Annotated in this window: 16 protein-coding genes; all 16 read left to right on the top strand. The window is 45.2% G+C overall.

Features of this window, described 5'->3' with window-relative positions; all coding sequences use genetic code 11:
* Positions 1-85: 85 nt before the first annotated feature.
* Positions 86-1,270, top strand: a complete 1,185-nt coding sequence (locus DDT91_RS12065) for a di-heme oxidoredictase family protein (protein WP_370539318.1) — start codon at positions 86-88, stop codon at positions 1,268-1,270.
* A 12-nt stretch (positions 1,271-1,282) separates the two neighbouring features.
* Complete coding sequence (locus DDT91_RS12060) at positions 1,283-1,723, top strand: Rieske (2Fe-2S) protein (protein WP_187176445.1); 441 nt, start codon at positions 1,283-1,285, stop codon at positions 1,721-1,723.
* Positions 1,720-2,946 (top strand): hypothetical protein, encoded by a 1,227-nt coding sequence (locus DDT91_RS12055; RefSeq protein WP_187176444.1) that lies wholly within the window; start codon positions 1,720-1,722, stop codon positions 2,944-2,946. The genes DDT91_RS12060 and DDT91_RS12055 overlap by 4 nt, the downstream gene beginning before the upstream one ends.
* A gap of 98 nt (positions 2,947-3,044) precedes the next feature.
* Positions 3,045-3,413: a metalloregulator ArsR/SmtB family transcription factor gene (locus DDT91_RS12050; RefSeq protein WP_222718639.1), complete on the top strand. Its 369-nt coding sequence runs from the start codon at positions 3,045-3,047 to the stop codon at positions 3,411-3,413.
* A complete protein-coding gene (gene merTP / locus DDT91_RS12045; RefSeq protein WP_187176442.1) occupies positions 3,410-4,009 on the top strand; it encodes a mercuric transport protein MerTP in 600 nt (199 codons plus the stop codon). Before DDT91_RS12050 ends, merTP begins: the two co-directional genes overlap by 4 nt.
* Positions 4,010-4,219, top strand: coding sequence for a GDCCVxC domain-containing (seleno)protein (locus tag DDT91_RS20670; protein WP_255502101.1), 210 nt, complete (start codon positions 4,010-4,012; stop codon positions 4,217-4,219).
* Between the two features lie 57 nt (positions 4,220-4,276).
* The gene (locus DDT91_RS12040; RefSeq protein WP_187176441.1) at positions 4,277-4,675 is read left to right on the top strand and encodes a hypothetical protein; all 399 of its coding nucleotides are present in this window, start codon (positions 4,277-4,279) and stop codon (positions 4,673-4,675) included.
* 146 nt (positions 4,676-4,821) lie between these two features.
* Positions 4,822-9,198 (top strand): CusA/CzcA family heavy metal efflux RND transporter, encoded by a 4,377-nt coding sequence (locus tag DDT91_RS12035; protein ID WP_187176440.1) that lies wholly within the window; start codon positions 4,822-4,824, stop codon positions 9,196-9,198.
* Between the two features lie 14 nt (positions 9,199-9,212).
* Entirely contained in the window at positions 9,213-10,415 is a 1,203-nt protein-coding gene (locus DDT91_RS12030) for an efflux RND transporter periplasmic adaptor subunit (protein WP_187176439.1), read from the top strand.
* Between the two features lie 14 nt (positions 10,416-10,429).
* Positions 10,430-10,846 carry a Fur family transcriptional regulator gene (locus DDT91_RS12025; protein WP_187176438.1) on the top strand — a complete coding sequence of 139 codons (417 nt, stop codon included), beginning with the start codon at positions 10,430-10,432 and terminating at the stop codon, positions 10,844-10,846.
* Positions 10,847-10,955: 109 nt separating this feature from the next.
* Entirely contained in the window at positions 10,956-11,324 is a 369-nt protein-coding gene (locus tag DDT91_RS12020; RefSeq protein WP_187176437.1) for a DUF3703 domain-containing protein, read from the top strand.
* A 14-nt stretch (positions 11,325-11,338) separates the two neighbouring features.
* Entirely contained in the window at positions 11,339-11,956 is a 618-nt protein-coding gene (locus DDT91_RS12015) for a hypothetical protein (RefSeq protein WP_077353380.1), read from the top strand.
* A gap of 13 nt (positions 11,957-11,969) precedes the next feature.
* Entirely contained in the window at positions 11,970-13,922 is a 1,953-nt protein-coding gene (locus tag DDT91_RS12010; RefSeq protein WP_187176436.1) for a heavy metal translocating P-type ATPase, read from the top strand.
* An 825-nt stretch (positions 13,923-14,747) separates the two neighbouring features.
* Positions 14,748-15,653 (top strand): ArdC family protein, encoded by a 906-nt coding sequence (locus DDT91_RS12005; RefSeq protein ID WP_187176435.1) that lies wholly within the window; start codon positions 14,748-14,750, stop codon positions 15,651-15,653.
* Between the two features lie 143 nt (positions 15,654-15,796).
* Positions 15,797-16,054: a hypothetical protein gene (locus tag DDT91_RS12000; RefSeq protein WP_187176434.1), complete on the top strand. Its 258-nt coding sequence runs from the start codon at positions 15,797-15,799 to the stop codon at positions 16,052-16,054.
* Between the two features lie 49 nt (positions 16,055-16,103).
* Positions 16,104-16,355, top strand: a complete 252-nt coding sequence (locus DDT91_RS11995; protein ID WP_187176433.1) for a hypothetical protein — start codon at positions 16,104-16,106, stop codon at positions 16,353-16,355.
* Positions 16,356-17,011 lie beyond the last annotated feature (656 nt).

The following is a 17,011-nucleotide window of genomic DNA, read 5'->3' as shown; positions in this document are numbered from 1 at the left end:
CTACTCAGAAAATAAAGTTTTTATCGTAAAAGATATGTGTTAGATCAGTCTAACTTATTACTTTTACCATTCTAATAATAAGAATGTGAAGAAGCTGATTCTGATACTACTAGGCTGTCTGGCTTTCGCCTGTGAAAATATCATTCCCGAGCCACCGGCAGAGGATGAAATTCTGGACGGACCAATGCAGGGGCTAAACTCAAGCGAGCAAGCCCGATTTCTGGCCGGGGATTTTGCCTTCAATGAGGAGGTATTTTCCTCCGGAACAGGTCTGGGGCCTACATTTGTGGCTACTTCCTGTGGTAGCTGCCATGCCGGTGATGGAAAAGGCCATCCGTTTACTACACTGACACGCTTTGGTCAGACGGCTCCAAATACTCCTCCCAACCTCCATATTGGAGGCCCTCAACTGCAAAACAGAGCTATACCAGGATACACACCGGAAATACTTCCGGAAGGAACACCATTTATGAAGCTGACCCCACCTGCTGTCACTGGCTTGGGTTTGCTGTCAGCCCTTACAGATGATCAGATCCTGACTAATGCAGACCCTTACGATCTTGATGGAGACGGAATTTCCGGGGTGCCCAACTATGTAAATCCTCCGTCTTATTTTGTTCCTCAATGGTTTCATCAAGATGCAAATGGGCGCTATATCGGGCGCTTTGGTAAAAAGGCAGCTACCATCGACCTGCTCCAGCAGACCGTATCAGCGTACAACCAGGACATGGGCATCACTTCCACATTTGAACCAGTTGACCCTTTTTCAGGATTGGAAGTGGATCCGGAAGTGAGCGACCAGACCATCAGGGATGTGGTTTTTTACCTCAGGACACTTAAAGCTCCCATCCAGCGCTCGCAAAATGATCAACAAATAATTCAGGGTAAGACTTTGTTTTCCCAAATCCAATGTGGGGATTGTCACACTCCTGAATGGACCACCCTAAGCTCTGATATTGTAGCATTGTCCAATAAAACCTTTTTCCCATACACAGACCTGTTGCTGCATGATATGGGGCCGGGACTGGACGACGGTGTAACCGAAGGCTCTGCTGAAACTTTCGAATGGCGAACACCCCCCCTTTGGGGTTTGGGTCTTTCGCCAAACTCTCAGGGCGGCAGCTACTTTCTCATGCACGATGGCCGGGCCAGCAGCATTGAGGAGGCAATTTTACTGCACGGTGGAGAGGCTGGTACAAGCCGTACCAAGTTTGAGTCGCTATCCGCAGAAGATAAAACTGCTTTGATCCGTTTTCTTAAGTCACTATAACCTTCAAAATCCATGAATAGAAATGAGTTTATCAAAAGCTGTGGATGGGGGTGTTTTGGCATAATGGCGGGAATTTCCGGCTTATCCTCCTGTGCTGGCACCAAATACTTTCAGGCAAGCTTGGATGGAGATTTTATGATTGTTCCACTGGATGCATTCGTGAATTCCAAGGATGATCAATCCAGCTTCCGGCCAAGTGTGATAGCGCATCACGAATCCCTTCAATACCCGATTGCGGTTTTCCGGCTGTCTGAGACAACATACCAAGCCTTATGGATGCGGTGCACCCATCAAGGCACAGAACTTCAGGTTTTTGGCGACAGGCTCCAATGCCCTGCCCATGGTAGTGAATTCACCAATACCGGTATGGTGCAAAACGGCCCGGCAGACGACCCCTTGCGAACCTTTCCGGTTCGGATTGAAGCAAACACCTTAAAGATCGACTTGAAATGAAAAAATATTTATTCCTTCCAGTTTTCTTGTTTGCCCTGGTTGCAAATGCCCAGATTGACAGTACGCTGTTAAAAAGAGTGCCGGTCGATACTTCATATACCAAAGCCATGAACATGGATGCAGTGTACAACCGTCCTTTTCTTCAATTAGGAAATTTGCCAGCTTCCATTGGCGGGTACGTAGAGGCCGATTATCAATACATGGGCCAAGATGGGATCACTGAGGGCCACAGTTTTCGTATCCCCCGCTTTACGCTCTTTGTAGCTTCTTCGATTCACAGGAAAATCAAGTTCCTCTCTGAGATTGAGTTGGAAGAAGGCGGAAAACAAATATCCATCGAATTTGCTGCGTTGGATTTGACCTTCCATCCACTATTTAACCTCCGAGGTGGGGTAGTAATGAATCCCATCGGGGCATTCAACCAAAATCATGACGGCCCAAAATGGGAATTTGTGGATCGGCCAATTGCCATGACAGAAATGCTGCCTGCCACCTGGAGCAATGTAGGTTTTGGTCTGTATGGCAAATATTATTCAAAGGCCTGGGCTTTTGGGTATGAAGCCTACCTGACCAATGGCTTTGACGACAGCATCATCAGTAATAATCAAAACAAAACTTTCCTTCCGGCAGCAAAAGAAAATGCCCTGCGCTTTGAAAAAAGCAGCAATGGACAACCCCTGTTCACGGGCAAAATAGCAGTCAGAAACAACAAGGTGGGAGAATTAGGACTTTCCTACATGGGCGGGATTTATAACCGATTTGAGACAGATGGTCTCGTTCTGGATGCCAAAAGACGCCTGGATGTATTAGCCGTGGATTTCAACACTACCATTTCGGCAACAAAAACCTATTTGGTTGGTGAATGGGCCTGGGTAATGGTTGATGTACCGGAGACTTACAGCCAGCAATTTGGGGAACAGCAAAAGGGAGGGTTCGTAGACATTGTACAACCTATCCTGAGAGGAAAACTGGCAGGTTTTGACAAAGCAGTTTTCAGCCTGGCCTTCCGACTGGAATATGTGGACTGGAACGTGGGAAATTTCGAGGAAACCGGAGGAAATATTTCTGATGATTTGTGGGCTGTAGTTCCGGCAATCAGTTTCAGACCGGTTTCTCAAACCGTCATCCGACTTAACTACCGGTACATGCAACAACAGGATATTTTGGGAAATCCACCATCTAAAATCGGGGGAATACAAATTGGGTTGTCAAGCTACTTTTAACCGCGTTGTATTCCAAAGTGGCAATTTCAGTATTTAAGAGATTGCTTAAATAAGTTGCACTCCATACCTTTGTTAAGCAAATGCTTAAATACAAAGTTATGAATACATGTATCCGTGTCTTTGCCGATAGCGACCAGATCAATAGGTGCAGGGAAGACTTGAAAAGCAAGGGGGAAGGTTTTTTAGAACTGGCAGAGGTACTGAATCTTGCCGGTAATGCGGTTCGCCTCAAAATCCTGTACCTTCTGAATCAGGAAAATGAACTTTGTCCGTGCGACTTGTCAGACATCCTAGGTATGACCGTTCCTGCCGTCTCCCAGCATCTGAAAAAGCTGAAGGATGCAGGAGTCGTGACTACTAAAAAATCGGGACAAACCATTTTTTATTCAGTAGAAGCGCAAAGTCAGCCAATCATTTCGTCGGTGCTCGATTTGTTTAACCTCCCAAATTCAATTGCCGCGTTATGAAAAAATCCCTTTTAACCAGCGGCCTTTTAGCCGCTTTAGTGAGTTCCCTTTGCTGCATCACCCCTGTGCTTGCTTTAGTGGCCGGTGCGAGCGGGATTGCGTCCACTTTCTCCTGGCTGGATCCAGCACGGCCTTTTTTTGTCAGTATCACCGTGATTGTGTTGGGGTTTGCCTGGTACCAGAAGCTTAAAACCAGGAAAGAAGAAGATATCGAATGTGCATGTGAAGATGATGAGAAACCAAGCTTTTGGCAGACAAAAAAGTTCTTATCAATAATCACGGTTCTTGCAGCCCTGATGTTGACGTTTCCGCTCTTTGCTCACATTTTCTACCCGAAAGCTGACAAGCAACTGGTCATCGTAGAGAAGTCCGATATACAGACCGTAAATTTTGAAATCAAAGGAATGACATGTCAGGGCTGTGCAACTCATGTGGAGCACGAAGTAAATAAGCTAGATGGTATCCTTAGAGTAGCTGCTTCTTATGAATTGGGCAATGCCGTTGTAGAATTTGACAATACAAAAACAGGTATTCAGGAAATACAACAAGCCATCAACTCAACGGGATATTCCGTGACCAATAAAACAGAGAAATAAATGGAAATACAATTAGAATCAACCATCGCCTGCCCTAATTGTGGCCATCAAAAGGAAGAAACCATGCCCACTGACGCCTGTCAGTATTTCTATGAATGTGAAAACTGCCACAAGGTTCTAAAACCAAAAGAAGGAGATTGTTGCGTGTATTGCAGTTATGGAACGGTCAAATGTCCGCCAGTACAGGAAAATGGCGGTAGCTGCTGCTAAAATCTTGTTCGATTTGCAATACCCTTGCGTCCTATTTTTGTGTTCCTTTGTAGGCAAATGAAATTCATTCTTTCCATATCGTTAGGTTTTCTGTTCCTGATGCAGGCATTGGGGCCAACTATGGATTTATGCTGTGAGTTGCCAAAGCTTCCAGTACTTTTTGAACACTACGAGGAGCAGTCTGAACACGATGGAACTTCATTTCTGGAATTTCTTGATTTCCATTATGGAGACGGTCAAAAAGAAGAAGACCACCACCATGATGACGAGCACGACAAGAATTTACCCTTCCATGACCACCATCAGTGTTCCCATGGCTCCATTTTTATTACTCCTTTAATGGAAAAAGTGGAAATACCCACCCAATCCTTTTTCACTCTTACTCAGACAGGTTTTTACAGCTTCTCGCTCTGTTCTGAACACCCCGAATCTCCATTCCAGCCGCCTAAGGCCTGATTTTCCGGACACTTAAATTGAAGTAGTTTTTATTTCCAAGCTGTTGCTTGGAGGTGATTCTGCATTTTCAATTTACTCCCCAGCTCCAAATCCAAGGGCATTTTCTGCCCTGTCTATCCAAAAATCAGATTAATAAATCCTAAAACATGCTGGATAAAATCATTCAATTTTCAGTCAAAAACAAACTGATCATAGGCCTGCTTACGCTTGGTTTGGTCATTTGGGGAGGCTACTCCCTTTCGAGACTTCCCATTGATGCCGTACCGGATATCACTAACAATCAGGTTCAGGTCATCACCACCTCCCCATCTCTGGCAGCTGAGGAGGTAGAGCGTTTAATTACATTCCCCATCGAAATCACCATGGCCACCATCCCGGAGTTGGAGGAGATTCGTTCTTTTTCCCGCTTTGGGTTGTCTGTAGTGACCATCGTATTTAAAGAAGATGTGGATGTGTATTGGGCTCGTCAGCAGGTAAGTGAACGGCTGACCGATGTACAAACACAAATACCTCCGGGAGTAGGCCAGCCGGGCATGTCTCCCATCTCTACCGGACTTGGAGAAATCTATCAATATGTGGTGGGAACCGAGAAGGGTTATGAAGATCAATACGATGCCCGTGAACTTCGGACGATTCAGGACTGGATTGTCCGAAGGCAGTTGCTCGGTACTCCCGGGGTTGCGGATGTGAGCAGCTTTGGCGGTTACCTTAAACAATATGAAATCGCCATAGACCCGGATAGACTCAAGGCCATGAATGTTTCCATTGCCGATATTTTCCAGTCACTGGAAGAAAACAACGAGAATACCGGAGGAGCTTATATTGAAAAAAACCTCAGCGCTTATTTTATCCGAAGTGAAGGCCTGGTAAGCGACATGGACGACATCCGAAACATGCTCATCAAAAATAATCCGGATGGAATTCCGGTTCTCATAAAGGATGTGGCCGAGGTACAGCTTGGTAATTCAGTGCGGTATGGAGCCACTACCCGAGACGGTGAGGGTGAGGTGGTGAGTGCCATTGTGATGATGCTAAAGGGAGAAAACTCCGCGGAAGTAATTGAGAATGTAAAGAGTCGAATTGCAGAGATACAAAAAACATTGCCGGAGGGCGTTACCATAGAGCCCTTCCTGGACAGAACAAAATTGGTAAACACTGCCATTGGTACGGTGAGCAAAAACCTGGCTGAAGGTGCCTTGATCGTGATCTTTGTTCTGTTGCTGCTCTTGGGAAATCTCCGTGCAGGGTTAATTGTCGCCTCGGTCATTCCCCTTGCGCTCCTTTTTGCCTTTGGAATGATGAACTTCTTTGGCGTGTCGGGCAACCTGATGAGCTTGGGAGCAATTGATTTTGGGTTGATTGTGGATGGGGCCGTGATCATTGTTGAGGCCACGCTGCATCACCTGGGTTTATTGAAACTGGGAAGGAAGCTGACCCAGAATGAAATGGACGAGGAGGTTTTTCAATCGGCCAGCAAAATCCGTAATTCAGCAGCCTTCGGGGAGATCATTATTCTTATTGTTTACCTACCTATTCTGGCACTTGTGGGTGTTGAGGGGAAAATGTTTGGCCCTATGGCACAGACGGTGAGCTTTGCCATTTTGGGAGCATTTATCCTTTCGCTAACCTATGTGCCGATGATGTCAGCACTGGTTCTGAGCAAGAACACTGATTACAAGCCTAATATTTCGGACAAGCTCATGGCTTTCTTTCACAGATTGTATGATCCTGCTATCCGTTGGTCAATGCACAAAAGGCCGCTGATCTTAATCCTGACTGCGGGCTTGTTTCTGGTTTCCTTTTGGGTCTTTTCCAATATGGGTGGGGAATTTATTCCAACCCTTGAGGAAGGAGACTTTGCTGTAGAGACGAGGGTAATGACGGGAAGCTCGCTTGAAAACACCATCCAGGCAACGACTCAGGCAGAAAAAATTCTACTCGAACAGTTCCCGGAAGTAAAGCAGGTAGTATCTAAAATTGGTGCAGGAGAAATCCCAACTGATCCCATGCCGGTAGAAGCTGCTGACATGATGGTGATTCTGGAAAACAAAGATGAATGGGTCTCGGCCTCTAACAGGGAAGACCTGGCCAACAAAATGGCCGAAGCTCTGGAGGTCATTCCGGGAGTTACTTTCGGATTTCAGCAACCCATCCAGATGCGTTTTAACGAACTCATGACGGGGGTGCGACAGGATGTAGCGGTTAAGATATACGGAGAGGATCTCGATGAGCTTTCGGAATATGCCGAACAGATAGGACGGCTGGCTTCCGGCGTGGAAGGTGCTCAGGATTTGTACATTGAAGAGGTAACCGGTGTTCCGCAAATTGTCATTAATTACAAACGGGATCAATTGGCTAAATACGGCCTGACCATCCGGGACGTAAACCGCTCGGTACAGGCTGCCTTTGCCGGAGCGTCTGCAGGGCTGGTTTACGAAAACGAAAGGCGCTTTGATCTGGTGGTCCGATTGGATAAAACCAATCGGGAGGATGTAGAGTCCGTTCAGAACCTTTACATCGCCCGGAAGGACGGACACCAAATACCGCTCTATCAGGTGGCTGAAGTGGAAATCCAGGAAGGTCCTTACCAAATCCAGCGAGACGACACCCGCAGACGGATCATCGTAGCATTCAATGTGCGTAACAGGGACGTCGAAAGCATAGTAACAGAGCTTCAGCAGAAAATTGAGGAGACGGTCGTATTTGCACCCGGTTACACTGTGTCTTACGGAGGCCAGTTTGAAAACCTCGTTGAAGCCCGTGAACGACTCTCCTTAGCTGTGCCTCTAGCCCTGCTATTGATCTTTGTCTTACTCTATTTCACTTTCGGTTCCATTAAGCAGGGCATCCTGATTTTTACAGCCATCCCACTTTCTGCCATCGGGGGAATCCTCGCTTTATGGCTCAGGGATATGCCATTCAGTATTTCTGCAGGCGTCGGTTTCATTGCCTTATTTGGGGTAGCAGTGCTGAATGGCATTGTCCTTATTGGCGAATTCAATCACCTGAAAAAAGAAGGTGTCTCCGATATTTTCGAACGGATCTACAGAGGCACGAGTGTACGTCTGCGCCCGGTAATCATGACGGCTGCCGTGGCTTCCATGGGCTTTCTGCCAATGGCGCTTTCCCAGTCCGGTGGCGCAGAAGTTCAGCGTCCGCTGGCCACAGTGGTGATCGGCGGTTTGATTACGGCTACCTTCCTGACCTTGGTTGTACTGCCTATCCTGTACTATTATTTTGAAAGAGGGATAAAGATTAAACCCGCGGCAGTGGTTCCTCTTTTGGCTATCGGCTTGCTTTGTGTTCAGATACCTAAAGCCAAGGCGCAGGACTCTCTGGTCAGCTATCAGTCATTGGATGAAGCCATACAAGTTGCGATCCAAAACAATCCAACCCTGAAAGCAGCAGACTTGCAAACCCAGCAGGAAAGGGAGCTGAAAGGGGCCAGCTGGAATATGGCTAAAACCAATTTTAGCCTCACTCACGGACAGTACAACAGCATTTACAACAATGACAATCAGTTCAACATCTCCCAATCCATGGAGTTTCCCACGGTTTATGCCAATCAAAAGAAATTGGCCAAAGCACGGATTGAAGCGAGTGAATGGATGCGTACGGCTACCCAAAACGAACTGGTTCAGCAAGTAAAGGTTTCTTGGTATTTGTTGTGGCTCGAAAAAAGCAAACAACAATTACTGCAGGAGCAGGATGAAATTTACAGCAGATTTGTCCAAGTGGCCAGCCTCCGCTATCAAACCGGGGAAACCAACTTGCTGGAAAAAGCAACTGCGGAGTCCCAAGTAGCAGAACTCAAAGCCATGCTTCAGCAAAACCAGTCGGATATCGAAATCCACCGGACACAGCTGCAAACCTTGCTTAATCTGGATAGTATTGGGGATATCGCTATGGGCTATCTGGAAGCAAGGGAGAGCAATGTACTTCTCGATACACAAGGAATCGCCAACAACCCTACACTTGCCTGGTTTCGCCAACAAATGGAGGTAGCCGAAAAAGAGAAATCGGTGGAGAAGGCAAAGTTCTTGCCCGATCTTTCGGCAGGGTATTTCAACCAGTCCCTCAATGGACCCAATCAGGATTTGGATGGCAACCCGGTCAATTTCAACTCCAGCGACCGGTTTACCGGTTTTCAGGTGGGTATGGCCATCCCCATTTTTGGGGCAAAGTCCCAAGCATCGGCCATCAAAGCAGCCGAATTGAAAAAGCAGGAAAGCGAAGCACGGCTGCAAGCAGTGACTAACCAACTGCAAGGCAGGCTAAACTCACTTATTCAGCAGTACCAAAAATTTCAGACCAGCCTTGAATATTACGAGCAAAACGCCCTGCCTCAGGCAGAGCTAATTCTCAAACAGGCTCAAAAAGGATTTGAAAACGGGGAAATCGGCTACGTGGAATACATTCAGGGACTTAACCGGGCATTGGCTGTCCGGTTTAATTACCTGGACATTCTCAACCAGTACAATCAGACTGTTATCCAGATCGAGTTCATTTCAGGCGTTCAATAAAAAGACATTCAACAATGAAAAATATATTCAAATACATCAGCAAAACTTCAATGGCTCTTCTCCTGGGATTGACCATTTCCTCCTGCGGACCACAAGATGAGGAAGTCATTGAGGTGAATCATACAGAAAGTGAGAATACAGTGGAACTTACCAAAGCGCAGTTTGAGCAGGCAGGTATCAAATTCGGAAGCCTTGAGAAGCGGGTGATTGGTTCGGAACTCCGGGTCAACGGTGTGATTGACGTGCCCCCGCAAAGCAATATTTCCATCCATATGCCCTATGGAGGCTTTGTGAAATACACTGAAATGCTGCCTGGCACCAAGGTTAAAAAAGGTCAGCTATTGGTGGTAATTGAAAATCCGGAGTTCATCCAGTTTCAACAGGAATACCTGGAGAGTCTGGCCAAACAGGAATTTCTGAAAGCCGAATTTGACCGTCAGAAGGAGCTTTTTGATGAAAAAGTAGCTTCTGGTAAAACATTTCAGCAAGCCAAAAGTGACTTTCTGGCTAATGAAGCCCGGATTAAAACTATGGAAGAACGATTGAAGCTCATTGGCTTCAATCCCGCAAAAATCCGTGAGGGTACTATCTCGGCTTCAGTAAATATTTTCGCTCCGGTCAATGGAGCCGTTCGGGAGATTTATACCAATGTGGGCAAATACATCAACCCACAAGATGTGATCATGGACATTACCAATGCCGAAGACCTGCATGTGGAACTTACCGTGTATGAAAACGACATCCCCAGAGTGCAGGAAGGACAACGGATCCGCTTTGCATTGGCGAATTCTCCTGAAGAATGGCGGGAAGCAGAAGTATTTCTGATAGGTAGCGGAGTGCGGGAAGACCGGTCGGTGACTGTACATGGCCACTTAGAAAAGATGCACGAAGATCTGAAACCGGGAATGTATATAGCTGCAAGGATCGAAACCGACAGCAACGAAGTATTGGCTATCCAAGAGGAAGGAATCGTTCGGTTTGGTGGAAAACAATATGTCTTTGCCTATACAGGAGAAAAAACAGAAAACGGTGCAACCGTTCATGATTTTGAAATGATGGAAGTCATCAAAGGATATACCGAAGATGGCTATACCCAGATTTCTTTGGCCGATGCAGAAAAGGACCTAAGTACCCTTCAAGTGGTCACCAAAGGTGCTTTCACCTTGTTGGCTAAAGCCAAAAATACCGAAGAAGAAGGAGAAGGACACGGACATTAAAATGAATCATCCTTATGATCAAAGAACTCGAAGATAGACTCAATCAGAAAGACATCCGACCAACAGCCATGAGGCTGTTGGTGTTGGAAGCACTGGCAGGTCAAGAGACGGCCATCAGCCTTTCCGACTTGGAAAAGGCATTTGAAAAGTCAGACCGGGTGACGCTATTCCGTACCCTGAAAACCTTTCAGGAAAATGGACTGGTACACAGTATCGATGACGGTACCGGAGCGCCTAAATACGCCCTATGCGAAGAGGGATGCGAGTGTAATATCGAAAGGGACCTGCATGTGCATTTTCATTGTCGGGTATGTAGCGAAACCTTCTGCTTGCCAAAGTATAAAATCCCCGAAATTGAACTGCCAAGCATGTTCAAAGGAGAAGAAGCCAACTTGGTAGTTAAGGGGATTTGCGGGAAATGTGCAGGATGAATATTGCAAGTACTATGCATTGGGTTTACTAGTAATTTTAAGTCAAACATCCAATGAAATGAAACCATGCAACATGGAAACCCTCACAACTTAGGATGAATAGGAGCATATGAAATTTAATACCACCATGCCAGAAGGCTTAAAGCCACATTATCAAAAAGAACTGGATGCATATCGGGATAAACTGGGGAAGTGGTTTTTAAAGGAAGCTTGGCAGCATCTGGAAAGGGCCCACATCCTTGGTCAGCCCTATCCTTACCAGCATTCTGAAGTACATTGGTTCATGCTTCGGTTTGGCTTTAAAATCAAAGACTGGAAGGAAATACGGGGTCAGATTCTCAGGCTCTTTGTAGGTGGAGTAAAATCCTTTGTAGGGAAAATACCTGTAGGGAATACTGGGGGCGCCAATGTTCCGCCTCTCTTGCCTATGGAAATACCAGCAGATTTGAAGGCAATAATAAATCAGTTCAAAAAATAAAATAGTCCTAAACAATGACCGCTCTACTCACCGGTACCATTATGCTCAGTCTCCTTCATGGACTGATTCCCAGCCATTGGCTGCCGGTGCTGGCCCTGAAAGAAAAATTTGGTTGGGAGGGAATCAAGACGGTTCGCATTGCGGCGATGGCAGCTTTGGCCCACTCGCTGAGTACCTTTTTGTTAGGAGTGTTTTTGGGTTTGTTCAGCTTGTCACTTTCTGAAAACCTACACACTTACACCCGTTGGGTCATTCCTGGATTGCTTATAGCCATCGGCTTATATTTTGTCATTCAACACCACCGTCACCACCACTTTCACATTGCTGAAAAACAAAAGCTGGAAAAAGCAGGTGCAGCGCAGGTTGTGACTTTGCTGGTATTCACCATGTTTCTTTCGCCCTGCCTGGAAATTGAAGCCTACTTCCTTATGGCAGGAACTCATGGCTTTCCAATGATCCTAGCTGTGGGACTGCTCTACACTATCGTTTCCGTGTTAGGGATTACTTTTTGGGTTTACCTGGCCCAAAAAGGACTACACCGATTCAACTGGCACAAATTGGAACATAATGCAGGACTGATTTCCGGTGGCATACTTATTCTCACTGGCATCATTTCCTTTTTCACTGATTAAAACAGATTAGACGATGACTAATACAAATCACTTAGACGATAAAGCCTGCTGCAGCACTGACCAGCATCCAGGCAAACCAAAAAAGGAAGAGGAAAAAACCTCTCCAACTTTCCTGCAAACTTGGGGAAGTGGTATGGTGAGCTTTGTCATACTACTTACTGGAATTGCCGCTGACCAGTTGGGACAGCCTTCAATTTTCCAGGGATGGATCCGCATTGGCTGGTATGTGCTGGCCTATTTGCCCGTGGGATGGCCGGTATTGGTCAAAGGCTGGAAGTCCATCGTAAAAGGTGATGTGTTCACTGAATTTTTCCTCATGGGCATAGCCACATTGGGGGCGTTTGCCATAGGGGAATATCCCGAGGCGGTGGCGGTGATGCTTTTCTATGCCATCGGTGAGTTGTTTCAGGATGCGGCTGTGAACCGGGCCAAGCGAAACATCAAAGCCCTGTTAGACATCCGCCCCGATTCGGCTTCGGTTTTTAGAGGTGGACAAACGGTGTCCGTACACCCGGAGGAAGTACAGATTGGGGAAACCATACAGGTGAAACCCGGAGAAAAAGTACCCCTCGATGGGGAAATGATCAGTGAAAAAGGAAGTTTCAATACCTCCGCCTTGACCGGCGAAAGCAAACCTGCGACCTACAACAAAGGAGAAAATGTACTGGCTGGAATGGTGAACCTCGATAGGCTGATTGAATTGAAAGTTATCAGGCGGTTCAATGAAAGTTCAATTGCACGAATCCTTGAACTAGTCCAGAACGCCACCTCACGCAAGGCAAAAACTGAACAGTTCATCCGTAAGTTTGCACGGGTCTATACACCCATTGTCACCTTTCTGGCCATCGGCCTTGCCTTCCTGCCTTATTTCTTTGTGGAAGACTATGTGTTTGAAGCATGGCTTTACCGGGCCTTGATCTTTTTGGTGATCTCATGCCCCTGTGCGTTGGTTGTTTCTATCCCACTTGGTTATTTCGGAGGTATTGGTGCAGCCTCCCGAAAAGGCATACTGTTCAAAGGTTCCAACTTTCTTGACCTCATGACCAGCGTAAATACCGTGGTGATGGACAAAACAGGCACACTTACCAAGGGTGTGTTTGAAGTTCAGAAAGCCGTGACCATGGAGGGAAGTACACTAGATTGGCTTAGTCTGACAGCAGCAATGGAAAGCAAATCCACCCATCCCATCGCAAAAGCCATTACAGAGTATGCTAAAAAGCAAGGAGGAGAAATTTCAGAACCCGAACAACAGGAGGAAATTGCCGGGCACGGACTTAAAGGTATTGTAAATGGCAAGCATGTGCTGGTAGGCAATCAAAAACTGCTGGATAAGGAAGGGATTGTTACCCATACTGATGCAGCCGGGGAGGTCAATACCGTTATCCATGTAGCAGTAGACCAAAAATATGCGGGATATCTAGTGATCGCGGATGAACTCAAAGAAGATGCTGTTCAGGCCATCAATGAACTACACAAATTAGGAGTTCGGGAACTGATCATGCTGTCAGGAGACAAGAATGCAGTGACTCAACAAGTGGCAAAATCTCTCGGAATAGATAAAGCCTTTGGTGATTTGTTACCGGAGCAGAAGGTGGAAAAAGTAGAAGAATTGAAAAAGGATACCAGCCGGGTCATTGCTTTTGTGGGGGACGGTATCAACGATGCTCCTGTCCTTGCTCTGGCCGATGTGGGAATTGCAATGGGTGGTTTGGGTAGTGATGCAGCCATTGAGACAGCTGATGTTGTCATTCAGACTGACCAGCCCTCAAAAATTGCAACTGCCATTCAGTTGGGCAAACAGACAAAACGGATCGTATGGCAAAATATCAGCCTGGCTTTTGGAGTGAAGGTCATTGTACTGGCACTGGGTGCCGGAGGCCTTGCCACCATGTGGGAAGCAGTCTTTGCTGATGTGGGAGTGGCATTGCTGGCAATTTTGAATGCGGTAAGGATACAGCGCTCTTAACTCAAAGTTCAATCAGGTGTAGATACGATCCTCTATTTTCTTTAGATGAAGATAAGCATTCCTAAGGTTGGGTTACCTTCAATCGGTTGAAGTTAAAGACTCCTTTTCAAATGGATTTCCAATAACATCCCTAAGTCATTTCCCCCGTTTCGCCCACTCCTTTCGTTCCGATTCATTCGCGCCATTTTTCAAATGACAGCTCCTTTCTCTCCACTCTAGGAAAGGGCTTTCACTCCCCACGGCTACCGCTTCACTCCACTTACCCTTCTCTAAGTCCTGGCAAGCCTGGGACTCGGAAAGGCCGTTTCGTGAAGCCGTAGCCCGAGCCTCCTTTAGGGGGCAAGCCTGTTTCCGATTTTTCTTCCGAGTACATCGAGATTTTTGTCCGTTTCGGTCGGTGAGCGCTCCGTTCCATTTTTTTCTTCTCAATCCCCCGGTCTTCGGTGTATGACACGACGATGCAAAGGTTGAGTGCGAACCTGCAACAGTCAAAAGTGCGCTCCGCCCTGATCTAAAAAAACAGGGTCTCCTACGGACTGCCTCCCAGTTTTTTATCCCAGGCTTTTGCCCTATGCAGAACCACACTCTATGGGTTGCATGTCGGTCAGAACCTCAATACCAGTGGATAAAAAAAATGTCACTTCACGCCCACATATCGCCCTTCACTCCCAAAAAATTACCCCTTGTACTCGGGAAAAATCTCAGTTTAAGCGTCGGGTCGATCTTCCTAATATCCTTGGATATAACCGGGCTTTATGTGACTGATGAACAACTAAATAATCTCTTTATCAATCCTTTTCTGTCACACTCTAAAACTCTGCAACCATGAAGACTTGGGAAAATTTCAACCAATTAGCGGAAACCGTTACCAACGAAATCATCGAAGGTATCCAAAATGAAAACCTTACTTGGGAACAAGTATGGAGTCCTAAAAACTCTCCGAAGAATTATGCTTCGAACCGTCCTTATTTGGGATTCAATGCACTTTGGCTGGCTTGGGTTACCATCTCCAAGAAATTCAAAAGTCCTTATTTTCTGACCTACAATCAGGCAAAACACCTTGGCGGAAATGTCAAAAAGGATGAAAAAGGTTCTAAAGTCGTATTCTGGAAGATTTCCAAGTTTGTAAAAGGAAAGGCTACCAATGAAGAAGGAGAAAACGAGGATCTTTTTGGAAGAAAGTTTACCCCCTTTATCTGGACTGTTTTCAACATCGATCAGATAGAAGGAATCGATTTTTCCATTGAAGGTGCCGATGAAAGGGTTTTTTCCCCAATCGAAAATTGCGAATCCATCATTGCAGGCTACACCACTTGTCCGAATATTGTTCATAAAGGAGACGAGGCATTTTACAGCCCTTCCAGAGATTTCATCAATATGCCGAATAAAGAATCCTTCAAAGGTGACGAGCAATATTATTCTGTGCTTTTTCATGAAATGATCCATAGCACAGGCCATACGATCAGATTAGGAAGATTTGCAGAAAGACCGGCTTTGGTTGGTTTTGGTTCAGTAGAATATTCAAAAGAGGAATTGATCGCCGAAATGGGAGCCAGTTTTTTGAATGCTCTTGCCGGAATTAAGGATGCCAATTTCAAAAACTCCTTGGCCTATCTGAAAGGATGGTTTAAGCCATTAGAGGAAGATCCAAAAATGTTGATCTATGCTGCCCAAAAGGCACATCAAGCAGCGAATTATATTCTTGGAATTGACCAGGAGGGGGAGGAATAATCCCCCTTTTTTTGTCAATTTTTTCTTGCCTCCCGCCAAAAAAAATGACCCCCTTCGGTGGTACTTCTGAGTAACAGAGAAATCCTTGCAGGAAGTTTATCGCTCCACTAAATCAAAAAGACTATGAAGGATGGAGCTAAAAAATGGAAGAAATCAGATTTCAGAATACCTACTTTGGATCTAGTCAGGGATTATTTTCTAACGAACAGGTTCGGAACAGAAGAAGGGGAGCTTTTCTTTTTCTTTCACCGGACAACTTATTGGCGTTCGCAGTCCGGGGATCTAATTGGAGATTGGACGAAAGCAGCCGACAGATGGATGTGGAATCTGGAAAACTGACAGGCTTTCGGATTTTGTCTGAAATTCCTATTCTTCCAATCTTGAAAAACTATGAACTATAAAAAGAGAATGGACCTTGCAAGATTTATTTCGAGTGTTTAAAATGTCGACATGAATTTGTCGAAAAAATTAACACTCGAAGAAGAACGTCTTCGGGAAGAATTTGTGACCTTGGAGGAGCGTATCAGAATGAAGATTCGAAGGATCTGTGCAACCAATTTGAAATTGCCTTATGAGCGACTCTCAGCGGGTCGGCACTTAAAGGAATTGTGCTTGTTGGCGATTGCTTCAATAGACAATGGAGATGAAATCACGTTAGCGGCTTGTATGAGGGAGTTAAGAGAAAAGGGGATAAATATTTGAAATTTCGGCTGCTTTTAAAGCTTATCCAAAATTTCCCTAATCAGCCGCTCCCTGTCCAGTTGCTTTTTCCTTTTTGTCCGTAGGCTTAGGATATAAAGTATCCAAATCCCCCAAGCAACCGCAAAAAGCGGAAAAGGATTTTCTGCTCCCAATGCTCCAATCATTGCAATGAAGCTAATGAAAAGGGTTCCTAAAAATTTGATGGTTGGCCACATGTTAAAATACTTTATTAGTCAATATACTTTTTTACGAGTTTACTCCACACATGTTCGGGGTTTTGCGTAAATGAGTAAAGATGTTTTTATATAAATGTTGAATTGATTCTGATTTTTAATTCAATGTTTTTTTTGAACCATCATTTAAGTTGTTTGGTATTTTTATGATTTCTCCAAGGAGTCCTTGGTGATTTGAATCCCTTGACTATCAGTTTTATTAGTTGAAGAAACCTCTACAGTTTAAATTTTTTTTACATCCAAAAAACATGAATATTTTTTTCTATAAATTTTCAAATTTGATTTAGGATTTTAATTATAATATGTTGTTAAACTTTAACTTCTATCGATTTATTTTGCAAGATCTGATTAAACAAAAAAAAGTGAGAATTTTATAAGTACGAGATTAGTGATAAAGAATGATATGAGTCACATTATGGAGAC

Source organism: Algoriphagus sp. AK58 (assembly GCF_014324365.1).
Classification (GTDB): domain Bacteria; phylum Bacteroidota; class Bacteroidia; order Cytophagales; family Cyclobacteriaceae; genus Algoriphagus.
The sequence above is the reverse complement of the archived record's forward strand: the minus strand, read 5'-3'. Positions and strand labels throughout refer to the sequence as shown.

Bases quoted from the DNA above. Each gene is read 5' to 3' on its own strand.
- DDT91_RS12060 (WP_187176445.1), top strand. From the start codon at position 1,283: ATGAATAGAAATGAGTTTATCAAAAGCTGTGGATGGGGGTGTTTTGGC.
- DDT91_RS12055 (WP_187176444.1), top strand. From the start codon at position 1,720: ATGAAAAAATATTTATTCCTTCCAGTTTTCTTGTTTGCCCTGGTTGCA.
- DDT91_RS12050 (WP_222718639.1), top strand. From the start codon at position 3,045: ATGAATACATGTATCCGTGTCTTTGCCGATAGCGACCAGATCAATAGG.
- merTP (WP_187176442.1), top strand. From the start codon at position 3,410: ATGAAAAAATCCCTTTTAACCAGCGGCCTTTTAGCCGCTTTAGTGAGT.
- DDT91_RS20670 (WP_255502101.1), top strand. From the start codon at position 4,010: ATGGAAATACAATTAGAATCAACCATCGCCTGCCCTAATTGTGGCCAT.
- DDT91_RS12040 (WP_187176441.1), top strand. From the start codon at position 4,277: ATGAAATTCATTCTTTCCATATCGTTAGGTTTTCTGTTCCTGATGCAG.
- DDT91_RS12035 (WP_187176440.1), top strand. From the start codon at position 4,822: ATGCTGGATAAAATCATTCAATTTTCAGTCAAAAACAAACTGATCATA.
- DDT91_RS12030 (WP_187176439.1), top strand. From the start codon at position 9,213: ATGAAAAATATATTCAAATACATCAGCAAAACTTCAATGGCTCTTCTC.
- DDT91_RS12025 (WP_187176438.1), top strand. From the start codon at position 10,430: ATGATCAAAGAACTCGAAGATAGACTCAATCAGAAAGACATCCGACCA.
- DDT91_RS12020 (WP_187176437.1), top strand. From the start codon at position 10,956: ATGAAATTTAATACCACCATGCCAGAAGGCTTAAAGCCACATTATCAA.
- DDT91_RS12015 (WP_077353380.1), top strand. From the start codon at position 11,339: ATGACCGCTCTACTCACCGGTACCATTATGCTCAGTCTCCTTCATGGA.
- DDT91_RS12010 (WP_187176436.1), top strand. From the start codon at position 11,970: ATGACTAATACAAATCACTTAGACGATAAAGCCTGCTGCAGCACTGAC.
- DDT91_RS12005 (WP_187176435.1), top strand. From the start codon at position 14,748: ATGAAGACTTGGGAAAATTTCAACCAATTAGCGGAAACCGTTACCAAC.
- DDT91_RS12000 (WP_187176434.1), top strand. From the start codon at position 15,797: ATGGAAGAAATCAGATTTCAGAATACCTACTTTGGATCTAGTCAGGGA.
- DDT91_RS11995 (WP_187176433.1), top strand. From the start codon at position 16,104: ATGAATTTGTCGAAAAAATTAACACTCGAAGAAGAACGTCTTCGGGAA.